A 20,543-nucleotide genomic window follows, 5' to 3' on the forward strand; every position below is an offset into this window, starting at 1 on the left:
AAAAATGTTTAAAAAATGAAACAATTTCAGCCACAAAGGCAGGGCGGATTCCCCGAAGCTGCTGTCTAAAGACGCCATGACGATTGCTTTCTTTATACCCCAATGTTAAGGAGTGATAAAGGGTGGATTACGTAATTGAAATGCTCCATATTCGCAAAGAATTTCCGGGAATTGTTGCGAACGATGACATCACCCTGCAGGTAAAAAAAGGAGAAATCCACGCGCTGCTTGGAGAAAACGGCGCCGGAAAGTCGACGTTAATGAATGTGCTTTTCGGGCTGTATCAGCCGGAAAAGGGAGAAATCCGTGTAAACGGCCAGAAAGTGAACATTACCGATCCGAATGTCGCAAATGATCTCGGCATCGGCATGGTTCATCAGCATTTTATGCTCATTGATAAGTTTACGGTGACTGAAAATATTATCCTCGGCAAGGAACCGAAAAAATCCTTTACCATCGATATCAAAAAAGCGGAACAGCAAGTCCGGGAAATTTCCGACCGTTACGGGCTGGATGTGGATCCGCAAGCGAAAATTTCAGATATTTCCGTCGGTATGCAGCAGCGGGTGGAAATTTTAAAAACGCTGTACCGGGGCGCAGAAATCCTTATTTTTGACGAACCAACGGCCGTGCTTACGCCACAGGAGATCCATGAACTGATCGGCATCATGAAGACGCTGATCCAGGAAGGAAAATCCATCATTTTAATCACCCACAAATTGAAAGAAATTATGGAAGTATGCGACAGGGTTACCGTCATCCGCAAAGGGAAGGGCATCGGGACGCTCAATGTCCAAGATACAAACCCGCAGGAGCTCGCCCATTTAATGGTCGGGCGGGATGTCCTTTTCAAGACGGAAAAAACGGAGGGCCGCCCGGGGCAAAATGTGCTTGAAATCGAGCAATTGCATGTGAAAGATTCACGCGGGGTGGAAGCGGTCAGAGGGCTGGATTTAACGGTCAGGGCCGGCGAAATTGTCGGTATTGCCGGTGTGGACGGTAACGGGCAATCAGAGCTGATTGAAGCGATTACAGGGCTCAGAAAAGCAGACAGCGGCACGGTCCGCCTGAACGGTAAAAACATTACGAACTTAAGGCCGCGCAAAGTAACGGAAGCGGGCGTCTCCCATATTCCCGAGGACAGGCATAAATACGGGCTTGTACTCGATTATACGATCGGGGAAAACATGGTGCTGCAAACGTATTACAAAAACCCAATGTCCCGTAACGGTATCTTAAATTACAAAGAAATTTATAAAAAGGCAAAATCGATTATTGCAGAATTCGATGTCCGTACCCCAAGCGAATTTACAAAAGCGCGGGCGCTCTCAGGGGGAAACCAGCAGAAAGCGATCATCGGGCGTGAAGTGGACCGCGATCCGGACCTTTTGATTGCGGCACAGCCGACCCGCGGGCTTGATGTCGGGGCAATTGAGTTTATCCACAGGCGGCTGATTGAACAGCGAGACCACGGAAAGGCTGTCCTGCTTGTATCGTTTGAACTGGATGAAATTATGAACTTAAGTGACCGGATTGCCGTCATCTACGAAGGAGCCATCATTGATATTGTCGATCCGAAGCAGACGACAGAACAGGAGCTCGGGCTCTTGATGGCCGGTTCCAAAAAAGAAAGGGAAGGTGAACAAACCAATGTCTAACCGAACATTGAACCTTCTGATCCCTGTCGTGTCTGTCATTCTCGGACTTTTGGCAGGCGCATTGATTATGCTTGTCAGCGGCTATAACCCGGTGGATGGATATATTGCACTCTGGAACGGCGCTTTCGGCCAGGCTTTTTACGTCGGCGAAACGCTGCGGCTTGCAACGCCTTATATTTTTGCGGGGCTTGCCATTGCCTTTGCGTTCCGGACCGGGCTGTTTAATATCGGGGCTGAAGGCCAGCTGATCGTCGGGTGGATTGCGGCTGTCTGGGTCGGCGTTGCTTTTGATCTGCCAAAAGTGATCCACTTGCCGCTCGCGATACTTGCCGCCTGCTGCGCCGGGGCATTTTGGGGATTCATTCCCGGCCTTTTGAAAGCGCGGCTCAGGGTGCACGAAGTGATTGTGACCATTATGATGAATTATATTGCGCTGCACACATCCAACTATTTAATCCGGAATGTGCTTTCAAAACAGCAGGATACGACACCGCATATTCATCATTCGGCATCGCTTTCGTCTCCGTTTTTTCAGAAGATTACTGACTTTTCCACTTTGCACAATGGCATTTACCTTTCTTTGGTTGCTGTTGTGGTGATGTGGTTTATCATTGAAAAGACCACGCTCGGCTTTGAACTGAAATCGGTCGGGTTTAACCAGAGCGCATCCGAATACGCTGGCATGAGTGTGAATCGCAGCATTATCCTTTCTATGGTCATCTCCGGTGCTTTTGCCGGGCTCGGCGGCGCAATGGAAGGGCTCGGGAATTACGGCTTTGCCTTTTTGCAATCTAACTTCTCCGGCATCGGGTTTGACGGTATTGCAGTGGCGCTGCTCGGCGGGAATACAGCGCCCGGCGTTTTAATCGCAGCTGTTTTATTCGGCGCTTTAAAAGTCGGCTCGCTGAACATGCCGGTCGATGCCAACGTGCCGAATGAGCTGGTCAACATTGTCATTGCTTTGATTATTCTTTTTGTCGCATCCGGCTATATCATCAAATGGTCCCTGGCCCGTTTGAAAAGGGAGGCGAAATAAAATGCATTTTATGACCGCTTTGGAAATCATTATTTCGGCGTCTTTACTATCTGCAGCACCGCTTATTTTTACTGCTTTGGGGGGCGTTTTCTCCGAACGTTCCGGCGTGGTGAACATCGGCCTTGAAGGGTTAATGATCATGGGGGCTTTTATATCGATTGTCTTTAATTTAACGTTTTCTCATGCCCTGGGCGCCTGGACGCCGTGGATCGCGGTAGTGGTGGCGATGCTTGTCGGCGGATTATTTGCCTTGATCCATGCGGCTGCATCCATTTCTTTCCGCGCCGACCAGACTGTCAGCGGCGTTGCGATTAACTTCCTTGCGCTCGGCGTCGCGATGTTTCTCATCAAAAACATTTACGGGAAAGGCCAGACCAATACGATCAGCGAATATTTCCAGCAGGTGGATGTTCCCGGCCTCAGCCATATTCCCGGGATCGGCAAACTGTTTTTCCAGGGGATTACATACCCTTCTTACATTGCCATCCTGATTGCGATTCTCGTCTGGTTTATCCTTTACAAAACGCCGTTCGGCCTACGCCTCCGTTCGGTCGGGGAACATCCGATGGCGGCCGATACGATGGGCATCAATGTTGTAAAAATGCGCTACTTTGCCGTCTTTTTATCCGGTGTATTCGGCGGAATCGGCGGGGCCGTGTACGCACAGTCGATCACCCTGAATTTCAGTTCTTCGACGATTTCAGGGCAAGGGTATATGGCGCTGGCTGCGATGATTTTCGGCAAATGGAATCCGCTCGGCGCGATGGGGGCCGCTTTATTTTTCGGATTTGCACAGAGCCTCAGCATCGTTGGCAACAGCATTCCGTATTTGAAAGAAATCCCGAGCGTTTATTTGCTCATTGCGCCGTATGTCCTGACCATTCTGGCACTCGCCGGATTCATCGGGCGTGCGGAAGCCCCGAAAGCAGACGGCGTCCCTTATATCAAGGGTGAACGCTAGGTTATTCCATCCGGCATCAGGCTGCTTTTCCCGCCTGGTGCCGGTTTCTTTATGTGCCGTAAAACTTGCCGGGACACCTGTCTCCCTTGTATAGTAAAATTAATGCATTTACAGGTTAAACAACCCCCTAGTCAGGCATACTTTTACTATTGGCACGAAGCTCGTTGAAAAAGGAGGATCCATATGGCCATTTCAAAAGAGACGGTTCGCAAAATGAAAGGGTACACACTACATACCATCAAAACGGACAAATACAAAACGAATACGCTTGTATGGAAAATGAAAGCACCGCTTGAAAAAGACACGGTTACGCTGCGGGCCCTGCTCCCGAATGTGCTTCAAAGCAGCACGAAGCGTTTGAATACGACCGCAAAATTAAGGGCGTATCTCGATGATTTGTACGGCGCTCATTTTTATGTCGATACGGCCAAAAAAGGGGAATACCATATTCTAACCTTTACGATTGAAATTGCGAACGAAAAGTTTTTGCAGGATGCAGAACCGCTGCTCCAACGGGGGGTTGAATTTTTGGCGGAAGTTTTGCTGAACCCGCATGCAGACGGCGGGCAGTTTGACAGCCAAACGGTGGAAAAGGAAAAACGGGTGCTGAAACAGCGGATCCAGTCTGTATACGATGATAAAATGCGGTATGCAAGCATGCGGCTGATTGAAGAAATGTGCAAAGGAGAGCCGTACGCACTGCAGGCAAACGGTGTTCTTGATGATGTGGACGCCATCACGCCTGCCGATCTTTATCAATATTATCAAAAAGCCATCCGGGAAGATGAACTGGACTTATTTGTGACAGGTGATGTCGATGAAGACCGGCTTGCGGCCATTTGCGAATGCCTGCGTTTTCCGGACCGCGAGCCGACACGCGCTGCCGCAAGAACGCTTCAAAAGGTCTCCAGCGTCAAAAAAATCAAAGAATCGCAGGATATCCGCCAGGGCAAGCTGAATATCGGCTACCGCACCAATATTACGTTCGGAGACAGCGATTATTTTCCGCTCCAGATGTTTAACGGCATTTTCGGCGGTTTTTCCCACTCCAAGCTTTTCCTGAATGTACGGGAGAAAGAAAGCCTTTGCTATTATGTCGCGAGCCAGATCGAGAGCCATAAAGGGCTGATGATGGTGATGAGCGGCATCGAATCCGCGAATTTTGACAAGGCCGTCTCCATTATTGAAAAACAGCTGGAAGCAATGAAAAACGGTGATTTCAGTGAGCAGGAAATCGGGCAAACGAAAGCCGTTATCCGCAACCAGCTGCTTGAGTCAACGGATACATCCCGCGGCCTCGTTGAAATTTTGTACCATAACGTCATTGCCGGCACCAAGACCGGCGTGGAAGACTGGATAAGGGAAATCAAGGCAGTCGGAAAAGGGGAAATTGTGAAAGTGGCGGCAAAAATTGAACCCGATACGATCTACTTCTTGTCCGGAATGGAGGGGAAATAAATGGAAACCCAACAATTCAGCCAGCTTGGCGAAACGCTTTACGGTGAAACACTTGATAACGGATTAAAAGTCTATGTGCTCCCGAAGCGCGGGTTTAACAAAACATTTGTCACGTTTACGACAAAATACGGTTCTGTTGACAACACGTTTGTCCCGCTTGGAAAAAGCGATTTTGTGCGGGTCCCGGACGGCATTGCCCATTTTCTCGAACATAAAATGTTTGAAAAAGAAGACGGGGATGTGTTTCAGCAATTCAGCCGGCAGGGCGCATCCGCCAATGCTTTTACAAGTTTTAACCGGACGGCCTATCTGTTTTCAAGCACCGATCAGGTGATGAAAAACCTGGAAACGCTGGTCGATATGGTGCAAGCGCCGTATTTTACCGCACAGACGGTTGAAAAAGAAAAGGGAATTATCGGCCAGGAAATCATGATGTACAATGACAACCCGGACTGGCGGCTGTATTACGGCCTGATTGAAAATTTATATGCCAACCACCCGGTAAAAATTGACATTGCCGGGACGGTTGATTCGATTGCAAAAATCACCGCGGAGCAATTGTACGAGTGTTACCATACATTTTATCATCCGAGCAATATGCTGCTGTTTGCCGTCGGAAATGTATCGCCGGATGAGGTTCTTTCTTTTATGAGAGAAAACCAGGCGAAGAAAAAGTACGAAAAAGCACCGGAGATTAAAAGGCGTTTTCCGGAAGAACCAGCACAGGCGGCCGAAAAAGAGCAGAAATTGCATATGAATGTGCAGATTCCAAAATGCCTTGTTGGCGTTAAGGCGCTTCATACGAGCCAGCGCGGCGCTGAAATGCAAAAGAACGAACTTGTGGTCAATCTTCTCCTTGACATGCTGTTCGGGCGCAGTTCAGATGCGTACAATGCGTTGTACAATGACGGCCTGATCGACACCAGTTTTTCTTTTGACTATTCCCAGGAGCAGGGATTTGGATTTGCGATGGCCGGAGGGGATACGAAAGATCCGGACCTTTTGGCAAAACGGCTGAAAGAGGTGATGATTGCGGCAAAAGAAGGAAAAGGTTTGGCGGAAGAAGCGCTTGAACGGACGAAAAAGAAAAAAATTGGGGGATTCCTGCGCCAGCTGAATTCACCTGAATTTATCGCCAACCAGTTTACAAGATATGCGTTTAATGATATGAATTTATTTGACGTCGTCCCTGCGCTTGAACAAATCCGGTTCAGTGATGTGCTGGAAACGGCGGAAGCTTTTTTTGAAGAAGAACGGTTTACCGTTTGCCAAGTTTTACCGAAATAACCCGGGACTCTCCCGGGTTTTTAAGTGGGGGAGAAAATTGAAAAAGTTTGCGTTGATTACGGGTGCGAGTGGCGGCATCGGGAAGGCAACAGCTGAAATGCTGGCAAAAGAAGGATGGAATTTGTATTTGCATTACCATCAAAATGAAGCGGCCATCAAAGAACTGCTTTCCATTTGCCGGCATTTCGGGGCGGAAGCGATCCCGATCCGCGCCGATCTTGCAACGGACGGCACCGTAAAAACGATTGCAGAAAATGTTTTTCATCTCGATGCGATCATCCATGCGGCCGGCATTTCCCACTACGGGCTGCTTTCGGATATCGATGAGGCAGCCATTGACAAGCTTTACCGGATTCATGTGAAGGCGCCGCTTCTGATCATCAGGCAGCTGTTGCCCAAATTGCGGCAAAATGCGGTTTCACACATTGTGCTTGTCAGTTCAATCTGGGGACAGGCAGGCGCGGCGTGCGAAGCCGTATATTCGGCGATGAAAGGCGCACAGATCGCATTTGTAAAAGCGCTCGCCAAAGAAACGGCAAGAAGCGGCGTACGGGTGAATGCGGTCGCGCCCGGGGCGGTTGGCACCAATATGCTCTCAAGGTTTGCGCCGGAAGAAATTTCGGATCTCGAAGCGGACATCCCGCTCGGCCGGCTTGCCAAACCGGAAGAAATTGCCGGCGCGGTTTCTTTCCTGCTCTCGGAAAAAAGCAATTACATCACCGGCCAGACGATTGGCGTCAATGGGGGCTGGTATATGTAGTCCCGCCTGGAGAAAGTTGCAAAGGAATCCTCTTTGTTTTTTCGCGGATTAACCAAAAAAGGGCAACAGCACACCGTTTTGCCCGGCTGGTGCCTTGAAAGAAGCACGGGTTCCATTTTCCATGCATAGCCTTCCACGCCGGGTCACAAACTAAGGTTGAACAACTTGAAAGGAGGCTGTGACATGAACGTATTCGAAAACTGGGACCAATGGAAAAACTTTTTGGGGGACCGCCTCAACCAGGCAAAGCAACAGGGGATGCCCCAGGAAACGATTAACAAACTTGCTGAGCAGGTCGGCGATTATTTGGCCGCACAAGTAGATCCGAAAAATGAACAGGAACGCGTTCTTGCTGACTTATGGTCAGTGGCATCGCAGGAAGAACAGCAAGCCATTGCCAATGTAATGGTAAAACTCGTTCAAAATAACGGTACCCAGTCATAAAGAAATACCGGCGCATCATGATAACAATTGGCTGCTTTTTTACAAGAAAAGCCGGTTGTTTGGCTGATGCCGCCGGTTTTTTCATGTCACGACAAAATTCACGATTTTTAGAGCTTTCGCTTCCTTATTGATGTAAAATCATATATCATATAACCTAGATATGTTCGTTTGGATCCGGATTTCGGGAGGGGTTTTGAGTGGATGACAGGAAAGAGTGGTACTTGGAATATGAAATCACGATCAACCGGCCGGGGCTTTTGGGTGATATTTCCTCTCTCTTGGGTATGTTAGCGATCAATATTAGAAGCATTAACGGCGTTGACCATAAAAAACGAGGCCTGCTGCTGTTTGTCAAAAATGAAGAACAGATCGGCCGGCTCGAATCGATATTGCGAACAGTGGAAACGATAAAAGTAACGAAAATCAGGGAATCCAAGCTCAGGGACAGGCTTGCAGTCCGGCACGGAAGGTATATCCAGCGCGATCATGACGACCGGAAAACATTCCGCTTTGTGCGCGATGATCTCGGGATTCTGGTCGATTTTATGGCCGAGCATTTTAAACAGGAAGGCCATAAGCTGATTGGCATTCGCGGGATGCCGCGCGTCGGAAAAACAGAATCGATTGTGGCTGCAAGCGTGTGCGCCAATAAAAAGTGGATTTTTCTCTCCTCCACGATGATCAAGCAGACGGTGAGAAGCAGCTTGATTGAGGATGAATACAATGCAAACAATATTTTTATCCTGGATGGTGTCGTATCCGCCGAGAGGGGAAACGAACGGCACTGGCAGCTGATCCGTGAAATCATGCGGCTCCCGGCTGTTAAAGTGGTGGAACACCCGGATATTTTCGTGCAGCGTTCGGAATACACGCTCGATGACTTTGACTACATTATTGAGTTGAGAGAAGACCCGTCACAAGAAATTACATACGACTTGCTCCAGCAAAACCGGATGTTTCAAGGCGAATTTGGAGGATTTGATTACTAGATTGGCAGGTGTTACCATGACGGAATTAGGGAATCGTTTAAAAGAAGCAAGGAAAGAAAAGGGCATCAGCCTGGATGATTTGCAGGAGATGACCAAGATCCAAAAAAGATATTTAAAAAACATTGAAGAAGGAAATTATGATTCAATGCCTGGAAAATTTTACGTCCGGGCATTTATTAAGCAGTATGCCGAGGCAGTCGGGCTTGATCCGGAAACTTTATTTGAAGAGTACCAGAGCGACATCCCCCGTACGGAACAGGAAGAATTTCCCGAGCAACTTTCGCGGGTGCAGACGTCCTCCAAAAGGGCCGCACCGGATACCTTCAAGATGATGAACGTGCTGCCAAGGATCCTTGTGGTCGCCGCCATCATCGCGATTTTATTTTTGCTTTGGTTTGTCGTATATAAGTTTGCCGGTCACAACACAAAGGAAAAGTTAAACAGCGGGGCTTCCGGCAATGTGAGCGTACAAAAAGAAAACGTCAAATCGGCTGAAAAGGTGTCATCCGGCAAAAACACCGGCAGCTCTTCCGAAAAAAAGGCGGCGAAAACGTCAAAAAAACCGGCCTCGAAAACGAAGAAAACAGCCCAAAAACTGGAAACCGTATCTTCAAGCGGGTACACGACCACCTATAAACTGGCCGGCACCAACCAGTTCAAACTTGAACTGAAAGCAAACGGCGGACGGTCATGGGTACAGGTGAAAAACAGCGACGGTTCAACGAACTTTCAACAATTGCTGAATGACGGGGACAGCCGGACAGCGGATCTGTCAAAACAAAAACAAGTTACGATCACGGTCGGAAACACCGTCAATACGGAAGTGTATATCAATGGCAAAAAACTAAAATACAATATTCCGGCATCCAAAGAAGTACGCCAGGATATGATCGTCCAGTTTAACGGGTCACAAACGAAATAAGCCTTTTTTTAAGGCTTTTTCTTTGGAAAATATATAGACAGTTGGAGGAAAAGCCAGTGAATTTGCCGAATAAAATTACTGTATCACGTGTATGTTTAATCCCTGTTTTTTTACTCATCATGGCGGTGCCGTTCGATTGGGGCACCTTTGAATGGCTGGGAGCCAAAATTCCGGTCACCCATTTTGTCGGTGCGGTGATTTTTGCAGTTGCTTCTATGACAGACTGGATCGATGGCCACTATGCCCGCAAATACAATCTCGTTACCAACTTCGGGAAATTTCTCGATCCGCTTGCGGACAAACTGCTTGTTTCAACGGCGTTTATTTTGCTCGTTGGGCTCAAGCTGGCGCCGGCATGGATTGTTGTCGTAATCATTGCCCGCGAGTTTGCCGTGACAGGCTTGCGACTGATTTTAGCAGAGGGCGGGGAAGTAGCAGCAGCCAATATGCTTGGGAAAATCAAAACATGGACGCAAATCATTGCCATCCTTTTATTGCTGTTGCATAACTTCCCGTTTTCGGCGCTCTCTTTCCGCATGGATCTGGTCGCTTTGTGGGTGGCACTTATCTTTACCATCTGGTCAGGTGCTGATTATTTCTATTTAAACCGGGGCGTATTTGCCCGCTCGAAATAACCATGCAGTGAAAGGCAGTCTTTCACTGCTTTTTTGCCCGCCGGTGGCTTGTGCTAATCCGGCACGGGAGAAAAAGGCAGCCATTGCTTCGGGTGGATTTGCGGCCTGGATTGCGCCGCCATGTGTTCGTTTTTTTGCTCTAAAAGAAAGGGAGGAATGGAAAGTGAATGCCGAAATTATTGCAGTCGGTTCGGAACTTTTGCTTGGCCAGATCACCAATACAAATGCCACATTTATTGCCGCACAATTGGCAGAGATCGGCGTGGATGTGTACTACCAGACCGTTGTCGGTGATAACGCAGAGCGGCTCGAAGCGGCAATCCGGACAGCGGAGGGTCGCGCCGATCTATTGATTTTTACGGGTGGGCTCGGTCCGACAAAGGATGATTTAACAAAAGAAACGATTGCATCGCACATCGAAAAAAAACTGGTGACAAACGAAGATGCCATGCGCTCCATCGAACAGTTTTTTATCCGTACAAAACGAAAAATGACGGAAAACAACAAAAAGCAGGCACTGGTCATCGAAGGTTCAAAAGTGTTTCCGAATGACCACGGTATGGCGCCGGGCATGCTGGCCAAAAGCGGAAACCACTATTATATGCTGCTGCCCGGCCCGCCGCATGAACTGGAACCGATGTTTATCCATTACGCAAGCCCCGCGATCCAGGAAGAACTGGAAACGATCGAAAAAATCGAATCGCGCGTCCTCCGCTTCTTCGGGATCGGCGAATCCCAGCTGGAAACAGACATCCGCCATATACTGGACAGCCAAACCAATCCGACTGTTGCTCCGCTTGCGAAAGAAGGGGAAGTGACACTTAGGATTACGGCGAAACACCAGTCGGCGGAAACGGCGAACCAAATGATCGATCAAGTGGAAAAAGAGATTATGCAAATTGCCGGATCGTATTTTTACGGTTATAACGATACGACATTAATGGAGGCCCTGCTCGAAAAGCTTTCGAAAAAACAGCTGACGCTTGCCTGCGCGGAAAGCCTGACTGCCGGCAAATTTGCAGCGGAAATGGCGTCCATCCAGGGTGTCAGCACAATGTTGAAAGGCGGCGTTGTCGTCTATTCAAACGAAGCGAAGATGAAGCTCGCCAAAGTGAAAAAAGAAACGCTTGACAAGTACGGCGCCGTCAGCAGCCAGTGTGCAAAAGAACTGGCGGAAAATATCCGTAGCATTATGGATGCCGACATTGGCATCAGTTTTACAGGCGTGGCTGGCCCGGACTCCCTTGAAGGCCATCCGCCGGGAACCGTGTGGATCGGCATTGCGATAAAAGGGAAAGAAACTGCCACTTATCTGTTGGAACTTCCCGGATCCCGCAACAACATCCGCACGCGATCGGTGAAATACGGCTGCTGGCATTTGCTGAAACTGCTTTAGGTCGAAAGCCGCTTCTGCTCATGGCAAGTGACGGAAGCGGCCTTTTTATAAAAAAATTTGTTTGCCAAAAATTCAATTTTCGGCTCTTTTTGCCGGGGGAATTTTCATTTTTACAGGGGGAAAACCCCATTTTTTTGCCGGATTTTTGCAAAAAAGAGACGAATGAGCGTTCGAGATTTTGCTTGGCAAACAGAGAAAAAACGGGTATAGTATAGATATAGATTCATTGCTTTCGAGAGTTTGGAATGAATAAAAGGAGGAAATTTTGTGAATGATCGTCAAGAAGCCTTAGACAAGGCTCTGAAACAAATAGAAAAGCAATTTGGTAAGGGTTCCATTATGCGGTTGGGCGAGCAGACCGACCGGGTTGTCTCCACGATCCCGACCGGTTCGCTTGCGCTTGATATTGCCCTTGGTGTCGGCGGTTACCCGCGCGGCCGCGTCATTGAAATATACGGCCCTGAAAGTTCTGGTAAAACAACGGTTGCCCTGCATGCGATTGCGGAAGTCCAGGCACAGGGTGGACAAGCGGCGTTTATTGATGCGGAACATGCACTTGACCCGGTTTATGCCCAAAAGCTCGGTGTCAATATTGATGAGCTGCTCCTGTCCCAGCCGGATACGGGCGAACAGGCGCTGGAAATTGCGGAAGCGCTCGTCCGCAGCGGCGCAGTGGATATTGTGGTCGTTGACTCCGTTGCTGCGCTTGTGCCGAGAGCGGAAATTGAAGGGGAAATGGGCGATTCCCACGTCGGCCTCCAGGCACGGCTGATGTCCCAGGCGCTGCGGAAATTATCGGGTGCAATCAACAAATCGAACACGATTGCGATTTTCATTAACCAAATCCGGGAAAAAGTCGGCGTAATGTTCGGTAATCCTGAAGTCACACCGGGCGGCCGTGCGCTCAAATTCTACTCATCCGTGCGCCTTGAAGTGCGCCGTGCCGAACAGATCAAACAAGGGAGCGACATTGTCGGCAACAAAACGAAAATCAAGGTTGTCAAAAACAAAGTAGCGCCTCCGTTTAAAACGGCAGAAGTGGATATTATGTACGGCGAGGGGATCTCAAAAGAAGGCGAGATCGTCGATATGGGAAGCGACCTTGACATCATCCAAAAAAGCGGGGCCTGGTATGCTTATAACGGCGAGCGGCTCGGCCAGGGGCGTGAAAATGCGAAGCAATTTTTAAAGGAAAATGCGGATCTGAAAAACGAGATTGCCGCAAAAATCCGGGAACATTACGACCTGACAGAAGATGCCGGTTCCCATGAAACCGAGAAAGCTATAGATGAACAAGAAGCTGTGGAAGGACAGGAAGAATTAAATTTGGAGTAACCGGTGTATAAGCGCCTGAAATGCTGACCGCATCCAGGCGCTTTTTGCCGTCCATTTACCGCACTTTTTTGCGCCACAAAATCTGCATGGCGGAGAGGAATCAACACAAATTTACAATGGCAATCTTTCCGCTTCACTTGACAATAAAAATTCCCACCTTTAAAATTAATATGTATATTTTATTTTTCTAAAAATGACTTTCTCCTGTACGGAAAGCAAATCCTCCCGGAAGTTTCCGGAAGGGGGGCCGGTTTTTTCATCCGGCGGCTTTTCCGCATGCGGCTGATGGAACCATCCTTGTCTTCAGCCGGACCGGGACGAAACGCATGATTGGGTTTTCATGCATATACACCGGAGGGGCTTGCCCCGGGATCAACGTTTTACTTTTTAAGCCAGGCGCTGTATACTGTAAACCTAAGGATTAATGTAACAGCCGACATTTTTAACGTAGAAGAAGTTCATAGCAAGAGGAGGTGAGATTGATGGAGTCTCTCATATGGATCATCTCCCTTTTGCTTGTCCTTATCGTCGGTGTAGTTGTTGGCTATTTCATCCGGAGATCAATTTATGAAGCGAAAATTGCAGGGGCGAAAAATGCGGCAGATCAGATCGTTGATGAAGCAAAACGCGAAGCTGATCGCCTGAAAAAAGAAGCCCTGCTTGAAGCGAAGGATGAAAATCATAAACTTCGTACGGATATGGAACGGGAATTGCGTGAACGAAGAAATGAATTGCAAAGACAGGAAAACCGCTTATTGCAAAAGGAAGAGAACCTCGATCGCAAAGATGAATCGCTCGATAAGCGTGAATCGATGCTTGAAAAGAAAGAGGATTCTTTAAACCTGAGACAACAACATATTGAAGAGATGGAAAGCAAATTGGAGGAGATGGTTAACGAGCAGGAGTCTGAGCTGGAAAGAATCTCGGGCCTCAATCGCGAACAGGCGAAAGCCATCATTATTGAAAAACTGGAAAACGAGCTTTCCCATGACATTGCCGTTAAGGTAAAGGAAGCGGAAACAAGGGCAAAAGAAGAAGCCGATAAAAAGGCGAAAAGCATTCTTTCGCTGGCCATTCAGCGGTGTGCAGCCGAGCATGTTGCTGAAACAACGGTATCGGTTGTCAACCTGCCGAATGATGAAATGAAAGGCCGCATCATCGGAAGGGAAGGCCGCAATATCCGGACACTTGAAACGCTGACCGGGATTGACCTGATCATCGATGATACGCCGGAAGCGGTGATTCTTTCGGGATTCGATCCAGTGCGCCGGGAAACGGCACGCATTGCACTGGAAAAACTGGTTCAAGACGGCCGCATCCATCCGGCCCGCATTGAAGAAATGGTTGAAAAAGCAAGGCGGGAAGTGGATGAACATATACGCGAAGTGGGGGAACAAACCACTTTTGAAGTTGGTGTCCATGGCCTCCATCCGGACTTAATCAAAATTCTTGGCCGGTTAAAATTCCGCACGAGCTACGGGCAAAATGTCCTCAAGCACTCGATAGAAGTCGCATTCCTTTCCGGATTGCTGGCTGCCGAACTCGGGGAAGATGAAATCCTTGCCCGCCGTGCCGGTCTGCTTCATGATATCGGAAAAGCGGTAGACCATGAAGTAGAAGGAAGCCATGTGCAAATTGGCGTCGAACTCGCAACCAAATACAAAGAACATCCGGTGGTCATTAACAGTATTGCTTCTCACCATGGCGATACGGAACCGACCTCTGTTATCGCGGTGCTTGTCGCTGCCGCTGATGCTTTATCCGCTGCACGGCCTGGGGCGCGCAGCGAAACGCTTGAGCATTACATCAGACGGCTTGAAAAGCTGGAGGAAATCGCCGAATCGTATGACGGTGTTGAAAAATCGTTCGCGATCCAGGCGGGGAGAGAAGTACGCATTATGGTGAAACCGGAACAGATCGACGACCTGGAAGCTCATCGCCTGGCACGTGATATCCGCAAAAAAATTGAAAATGAGCTGGATTATCCGGGCCATATTAAAGTAACGGTTATTCGGGAAACGCGGGCTGTTGAATATGCAAAATAAGCGGTGACGTGTTCACCGCTTATTTTCTTTAACGTTTTGAAAAGAAAATAAAGATTGTTTTACAAAGCATAGAAAGGATTTATTGCATGAAGATTTTATTTATAGGGGATGTTGTAGGGTCATTAGGGCGTGAGATGGTGAATGAATATTTGCCGAAGTTAAAGGCGAAATACAGGCCGCATTTGACCATCGTAAACGGGGAAAATGCAGCCGGCGGGCGTGGGATTACCAAAAATATTTACCGCGGCCTGCTGGATGCAGGTGCGGATATCATCACGCTCGGAAACCATGCATGGGACAACAAAGAGATTTTCGACTTTATTGAGGATGCAAAATGGATGGTGCGCCCGGCCAATTTTCCGGACGGGACCCCGGGAAAAGGGATGGCGTTGATCAAAGCGGAAGGAACGGAGTTTGCAGTCATCAACCTGCAGGGCAGAACGTTTATGAACGCGCTCGATGACCCGTTCCGGAAAGCAGAAGAGATGGTGGCACTGGCAAGAAAAAGAACTCATTTTATCTTTGTTGATTTTCATGCCGAAACGACAAGCGAAAAGCAGGCGATGGGCTGGTTTCTCGACGGCAAAGTGTCTGCCGTGATCGGGACGCATACGCATGTGCAAACCGCGGATGCAAGAATTTTGCCAAACGGTACAGCCTATCTGACCGATGCCGGCATGACCGGGCCGTACGATGCCATTCTCGGCATGGACAAAGAAGCGGTAATGAAAAAATTCCTGACTTCGCTTCCTGTCCGTTTTGAAGTGCCGAAATCGGGAAGGAAAATATTAAGCGGATGCATCATCAGCCTTGATAAAAAAACAGGCAAAGCCGCAACGATCCAGAACATTTTAATTAATGAAGACCACCCGTTTATCTCTGAATAAACGGGTTTTTTCTTTTTCCGGATGGGTGCCGGGCAGGACAGCGCCTCTTTTTATGTACCGGTGCTTATGAAGGATGGCATAACTCGCAGAACAAAGGAATATAGTAGCAGTGAAATGATTTTTCCCGCTGTGCGGGGGGCAGCTCCCCGGAGTTTTTTTGAGCAAGAGACGTTCACGAAAGCCCGCACGACAAGCAGGAAAATCAGTAGCCTATATGCGGGGCGGCTGCCGGATTGTTTCGGACAGCCGCCCCGTTTCCAGCGAAGCCGGGAAAAGGCCGGGCTGGAAACGGGCAAGAGATACTTCACGTTCGAACATGAATCGTCACTCTGAACGGACATTCGGTTAACGGAAGGAGACAAGGAGGAGAAGGAATGGAAATATTAAAAGTTTCAGCAAAATCTAATCCTAATTCTGTAGCTGGTGCACTTGCCGGTGTTCTTCGTGAAAGAGGGGGGGCGGAAATCCAGGCGATCGGGGCGGGCGCCATTAATCAGGCTGTAAAAGCCGTTGCCATCGCAAGAGGGTTTGTGGCCCCGAGCGGTGTGGATTTAATTTGCATCCCGGCTTTCACGGATATTCAGATTGAAGGAGAAGAAAGAACCGCTATTAAACTCATCATTGAACCCCGCTGATATAGATTGAAAAGAAACGCTGTTTGCAGAAGCAGACAGCTTTTTTTTGTATGGAAAAAAGGTTTGCGGAAACTGTCATACTTTATCAGCAAAAAGAACCCGTCCACGTGATAAAGTAAAATCGTGGCGCGCTTTATCTTTGCGCCTTTTTTACTGCAGCCTGAAAAGTGGCTGAAGGAGGGGTGGAAGTTGATCCATATCATTGCTACTGCTGAATCGTCCGGGCAGGCTGAAGCGCTGATTGCGGCCGGAGTGGATACCCTCTATATCGGGGGGAACCGTTTCGGCTTGCGCATGCCCGGCCATATCACGCTTGAAGACATAGGCGACATTACAAAGTTTGCACACCGGCAGAATAGAAAAGTGTATACAGCCGTTAACGGATTGATGCATAACGGCCATATAGAGGCGCTTCCGGAATATTTGTTATCACTTGAAAAAGCGGGAGTGGATGCGATTACTGCCGGGGATCCGGGCGTGATACAGCTCTTAAAAGAAATGAAACTGAATCTGCCTTATATTTACGATGCACAGACGCTTGTCACATCGGCAAACCAGATAAAGTTCTGGCTCAAACGCGGGGCAATAGGGGCCGTGGCGGCGCGCGAATGTACTTTTATTGAATTAAAAGAGATACAGGCGCAAATCAAGCAACCCGTCGAGGTACAAGTATACGGCCCGACATGCATCCACCACTCGAAGCGCCGCTTGCTTTCGAATTACACCCAATTTGCGCATCTTAATGCCGGCACAACTGTCCGTGACAGGCTCAGCATCAGCGAGAAAAAAGACAGGGAAAATCAGTATCCGCTTTTTGAGGATGAAAATGGCACCCATATTTTTTCCGCAGAAGACATTGCGCTCATTCGGTATTTGCCGGATCTGCACAGGGCGGGGCTGGATACGTGGAAACTCGACGGCATTTTGGCCGAAGGGGAAACCTTTACGGATATTGCCGCCCTTTATGTCCGGGCAAAAGAAGCGGTGCTGTCCGGCACTTTTGATGCGGCGCGTTTTTCAGCTGAGCTTTTGCAATTGCAGCCGGAAACGCGGAAGCTTGGCACGGGGTTTTTCCTGCGGCAGCCGGATGAAGTACAGTAGGAGGGAGAATATGCGAAACATCATCAAAAAACCGGAAGTGCTTGCGCCGGCCGGAAATCTTGAAAAACTGGAAATCGCCGTCCGCTATGGCGCGGATGCCGTATATATTGGCGGACAGGCTTACGGCTTGCGTTCAAGAGCCGGCAATTTTACGTATGACGAAATGAAGGAAGGGGTCCGCTTTGCGCATGCCCGCGGCGCAAAAGTGTATGTAGCTGCAAATATGGTCGGCCATGAAGGCGATGATGAAGGGGCAGGGGATTTTTTCCGCACATTAAAGGAGATCGGGATTGACGCTGTCATCATCTCCGACCCGGGTTTTATCACCATTTGTATGGAAGAGGCGCCCGGCCTTGCCGTCCATTTGTCGACCCAGGCTTCTGCAACAAATTACAAAGCGCTTCAGTTCTGGGAGCAGGAAGGGGTCGAAAGGGTGGTCCTGGCCCGCGAAGTCAGCCTTGAAGAAATCCGCGAAATCCGGAAAAATACCGGTATGGAAATAGAGGCGTTTGTACAGGGGGCGATGTGCATTTCGTATTCCGGGCGTTGCGTACTGTCCAATCATATGGCGAACCGCGATGCAAACCGCGGCGGATGCGCCCAGTCATGCCGTTGGAAATATGACTTGTTTGAAAATGAAGGAGCCGACATCTTAACAGCTGGCGGCGAGCCGTTTTCCATGAGTGCGGTGGACCTTACGATGATCCATCACGTGCCGGAATTGATTGAAGCGGGTGTGGGAAGTTTTAAAATTGAAGGCAGAATGAAGTCGATCCACTATGTTTCGACTGTGGCGAATGTGTACCGGGCGATTGTCGATGCCTATTGTGAAGATCCGGACCATTTTGTTTTTGACCCGGCGTGGGAGGAAGAAATTTGGAAAGTGGCACAACGGGAACTGGCCACCGGTTTTTACTTTGGGGAACCGGATGCCCACCAGCAACTGTTCGGGCGCCCCCGCAAAATTCCGAAATATACTTTCGCTGCCCGTGTTTTGGATTACGATCCGGCTACAAAAATCGCCACGCTTGAACAGCGCAACCATTTTACGACAGGGGAAGAAGTGGAGTTTTACGGGCCGGGATTTGCCCGTTTCACCCAAACCATCCGCAAGCTTTGGGATGAAGACGGCAAGTGCATTGAACGTGCCCCGAATGCGATGATGACCGTGAAAACAATCGTCGACCATCCTGTAAAACCTTATGATTTGATGCGGATACGCAAAATGCCGGTGAGTACGGCACGCTTTTCAAACTTTCCTGGACAGGCTCCAAGTGAATGAAAATTTACCTCAAAACGGCGGGATACAAAAATACGTTCCCGCCGTTTTTGCATCCCCGGCTTTCGTCAATTTGCCTTCCAATGGTATGCAAAACAGGTGAAACTATGCAATATTGCATAAGAAACTTTCCGTTTTTCCCCCTACCCCTCCGAACTCCCGCGACTGCTTTTCCTGAATTCTGAGTTTTTCAAATCCTCCTCTTGTTTTTCTAATAATTGGTATGAAAATTGCAAAGATGTAGAATAATAGGCCTTCGCATGGATGGAAGCGGAGCAGCCTTATTAGCGTACCAAAAAGCAAACATCTTTGATTCGTGGAAGAGAGAGGGAGGATGATAAAATTGGAGAATGCGACATTAAAGCGTTCACTCGGTTTATGGGCCATCGTCGGACTTGGATTAGGGTATATGACGCCTACCATTGTGTTTGATACTTTTGGCATCGTATCAAAGGAAACCAACGGGGTGGTGCCGCTTGCCTATATCACTGCGTTGATTGTCATGCTGTTTACCGCCATCAGTTACGGGAAGATGGTAAAAGTTTTCCCGAACGCCGGATCTGCCTACACGTATACAAGGGAAACGATGAACCCCCATCTCGGTTTCCTTGTCGGGTGGGCGGCGTTGCTCGACTATTTGCTGTTGCCCATGGTGAATGCTTTAATTATCCGGATTTATATGGTATCCGTCTTTCCAAACGTGCCCGCCTGGATCTGGGTGGTGACGTATGTAGCCGCCGTGACGGGCATCAATGTATGGAGCATGGGGAAAACGTCCAATATGAACACCATTCTTGTCGTTTTTGAACTCGTGCTAATCGGTGCTTTTCTTGTGCTGGCCGTTGTACAATTTTCGCACGGAATGGGAAAAGGTACGGTTTTCACTTTCGATCCGCTTTACCACTCCAATGTCCGTTTGAGCGCGGTCCTGACCGGAGCGACAGTCGTATGCTTCTCGTTTATCGGCTTTGATGCGGTAACGATGTATGCGGAGGAAGCGAAAGATCCCAAAATCATGCCGAGAGCGATCATGCTAACGGTTTTTATCGGCGGTGCGGTCTTCTTTATCGCCAGTTATTTCGCGCAAGCCTTGTTTCCGGACGTTTCCCATTTTAAAAACACGGATGACACATTGCCCGAAATCGGATTGTATGTGGGCGGAACGCTGTTTAAATTATTGTTTATTTCCGGTGCATTTGCCGCCACGGTTGCGTCCGGCCTTGCTTCCCATGCCAGTGTTTCGCGGCTGTTATATGTGATGGGGAGAAACGGCGTCCTGCCGAAGCGATGGTTCGGGTACGTGCATCCGAAATTCCGGACCCCCGCATGGAATGTAATCCTTGTCGGCCTGGTGTCGCTGCTTGCGATCACGCCCAGCCTGGAACTCATTTCCTCGTTTATCAACTTTGGCGCCCTGATTGCTTTTACATTCGTCAATTTATCTGTTATTGCCTTCTTTGTCTTCCGGAAAAAGCGCTATAAAACGGCAAAAGATGTGTTTTCCTACCTGGTGATGCCTTTAGCCGGGGCAGGGCTGACGGGCGTTTTATGGTCCAACTTGCAAAAAGACGCCCTCATTTTCGGCATTATCTGGTCAGGCATCGGATTTATTTATATGGCGATCCAAACGAAATTTTTCCGCAAGCAGGTCATCGATTTTCAATTGGATGAAGCAGAAAAAACTTCTATTCTTTAAGATAAAAAGCAATGGTTAC

At 48.7% G+C, this 20,543-nt stretch carries 18 protein-coding genes; all 18 read left to right on the forward strand.

All coding sequences use genetic code 11. The annotated features are described in order from the left end of the window. Positions 1-122 precede the first annotated feature (122 nt). Positions 123-1,658: an ABC transporter ATP-binding protein gene (locus NSS95_RS06295; RefSeq protein WP_014098512.1), complete on the forward strand. Its 1,536-nt coding sequence runs from the start codon at positions 123-125 to the stop codon at positions 1,656-1,658. Continuing rightward, positions 1,651-2,694: an ABC transporter permease gene (locus NSS95_RS06300; protein WP_014098511.1), complete on the forward strand. Its 1,044-nt coding sequence runs from the start codon at positions 1,651-1,653 to the stop codon at positions 2,692-2,694. Before NSS95_RS06295 ends, NSS95_RS06300 begins: the two co-directional genes overlap by 8 nt. A gap of 1 nt (position 2,695) precedes the next feature. Beyond that, positions 2,696-3,655: an ABC transporter permease gene (locus NSS95_RS06305; RefSeq protein ID WP_014098510.1), complete on the forward strand. Its 960-nt coding sequence runs from the start codon at positions 2,696-2,698 to the stop codon at positions 3,653-3,655. 183 nt (positions 3,656-3,838) lie between these two features. Beyond that, positions 3,839-5,113: an EF-P 5-aminopentanol modification-associated protein YfmF gene (gene yfmF, locus NSS95_RS06310; protein WP_014098509.1), complete on the forward strand. Its 1,275-nt coding sequence runs from the start codon at positions 3,839-3,841 to the stop codon at positions 5,111-5,113. After that, positions 5,114-6,400, forward strand: coding sequence for an EF-P 5-aminopentanol modification-associated protein YfmH (gene yfmH, locus NSS95_RS06315; protein WP_014098508.1), 1,287 nt, complete (start codon positions 5,114-5,116; stop codon positions 6,398-6,400). Between the two features lie 37 nt (positions 6,401-6,437). After that, positions 6,438-7,160 carry an elongation factor P 5-aminopentanone reductase gene (ymfI, locus tag NSS95_RS06320; RefSeq protein WP_017551554.1) on the forward strand — a complete coding sequence of 241 codons (723 nt, stop codon included), beginning with the start codon at positions 6,438-6,440 and terminating at the stop codon, positions 7,158-7,160. A 183-nt stretch (positions 7,161-7,343) separates the two neighbouring features. Continuing rightward, positions 7,344-7,604, forward strand: a complete 261-nt coding sequence (locus NSS95_RS06325) for a DUF3243 domain-containing protein (protein ID WP_013859159.1) — start codon at positions 7,344-7,346, stop codon at positions 7,602-7,604. Positions 7,605-7,801: 197 nt separating this feature from the next. Beyond that, the gene (locus NSS95_RS06330) at positions 7,802-8,593 is read left to right on the forward strand and encodes a DUF3388 domain-containing protein (protein ID WP_014098506.1); all 792 of its coding nucleotides are present in this window, start codon (positions 7,802-7,804) and stop codon (positions 8,591-8,593) included. A 16-nt stretch (positions 8,594-8,609) separates the two neighbouring features. Further along, positions 8,610-9,515, forward strand: a complete 906-nt coding sequence (locus NSS95_RS06335) for a helix-turn-helix domain-containing protein (RefSeq protein ID WP_110134298.1) — start codon at positions 8,610-8,612, stop codon at positions 9,513-9,515. A gap of 56 nt (positions 9,516-9,571) precedes the next feature. Beyond that, positions 9,572-10,150, forward strand: a complete 579-nt coding sequence (gene pgsA, locus NSS95_RS06340) for a CDP-diacylglycerol--glycerol-3-phosphate 3-phosphatidyltransferase (protein WP_110133963.1) — start codon at positions 9,572-9,574, stop codon at positions 10,148-10,150. A 163-nt stretch (positions 10,151-10,313) separates the two neighbouring features. Beyond that, the gene (locus tag NSS95_RS06345; RefSeq protein ID WP_142010250.1) at positions 10,314-11,546 is read left to right on the forward strand and encodes a competence/damage-inducible protein A; all 1,233 of its coding nucleotides are present in this window, start codon (positions 10,314-10,316) and stop codon (positions 11,544-11,546) included. A 267-nt stretch (positions 11,547-11,813) separates the two neighbouring features. Continuing rightward, positions 11,814-12,881, forward strand: coding sequence for a recombinase RecA (recA, locus tag NSS95_RS06350; protein WP_014098502.1), 1,068 nt, complete (start codon positions 11,814-11,816; stop codon positions 12,879-12,881). 482 nt (positions 12,882-13,363) lie between these two features. Beyond that, positions 13,364-14,926, forward strand: a complete 1,563-nt coding sequence (gene rny, locus NSS95_RS06355; RefSeq protein WP_014098501.1) for a ribonuclease Y — start codon at positions 13,364-13,366, stop codon at positions 14,924-14,926. A gap of 86 nt (positions 14,927-15,012) precedes the next feature. Then, complete coding sequence (locus tag NSS95_RS06360; protein ID WP_014098500.1) at positions 15,013-15,813, forward strand: TIGR00282 family metallophosphoesterase; 801 nt, start codon at positions 15,013-15,015, stop codon at positions 15,811-15,813. Positions 15,814-16,187: 374 nt separating this feature from the next. Beyond that, positions 16,188-16,448: a stage V sporulation protein SpoVS gene (gene spoVS / locus NSS95_RS06365; protein WP_014098499.1), complete on the forward strand. Its 261-nt coding sequence runs from the start codon at positions 16,188-16,190 to the stop codon at positions 16,446-16,448. Between the two features lie 189 nt (positions 16,449-16,637). Continuing rightward, positions 16,638-17,549 (forward strand): peptidase U32 family protein, encoded by a 912-nt coding sequence (locus NSS95_RS06370; RefSeq protein WP_014098498.1) that lies wholly within the window; start codon positions 16,638-16,640, stop codon positions 17,547-17,549. A 10-nt stretch (positions 17,550-17,559) separates the two neighbouring features. Beyond that, a complete protein-coding gene (locus tag NSS95_RS06375; protein WP_014098497.1) occupies positions 17,560-18,831 on the forward strand; it encodes a peptidase U32 family protein in 1,272 nt (423 codons plus the stop codon). Positions 18,832-19,162: 331 nt separating this feature from the next. After that, a complete protein-coding gene (locus tag NSS95_RS06380) occupies positions 19,163-20,524 on the forward strand; it encodes an APC family permease (protein WP_172653414.1) in 1,362 nt (453 codons plus the stop codon). The last annotated feature ends 19 nt before the right edge of the window (positions 20,525-20,543 follow it).

The sequence above is a fragment of the Weizmannia sp. FSL K6-3076 genome (genome assembly GCF_038007245.1).
GTDB lineage: Bacteria > Bacillota > Bacilli > Bacillales > Bacillaceae_C > Weizmannia > Weizmannia faecalis.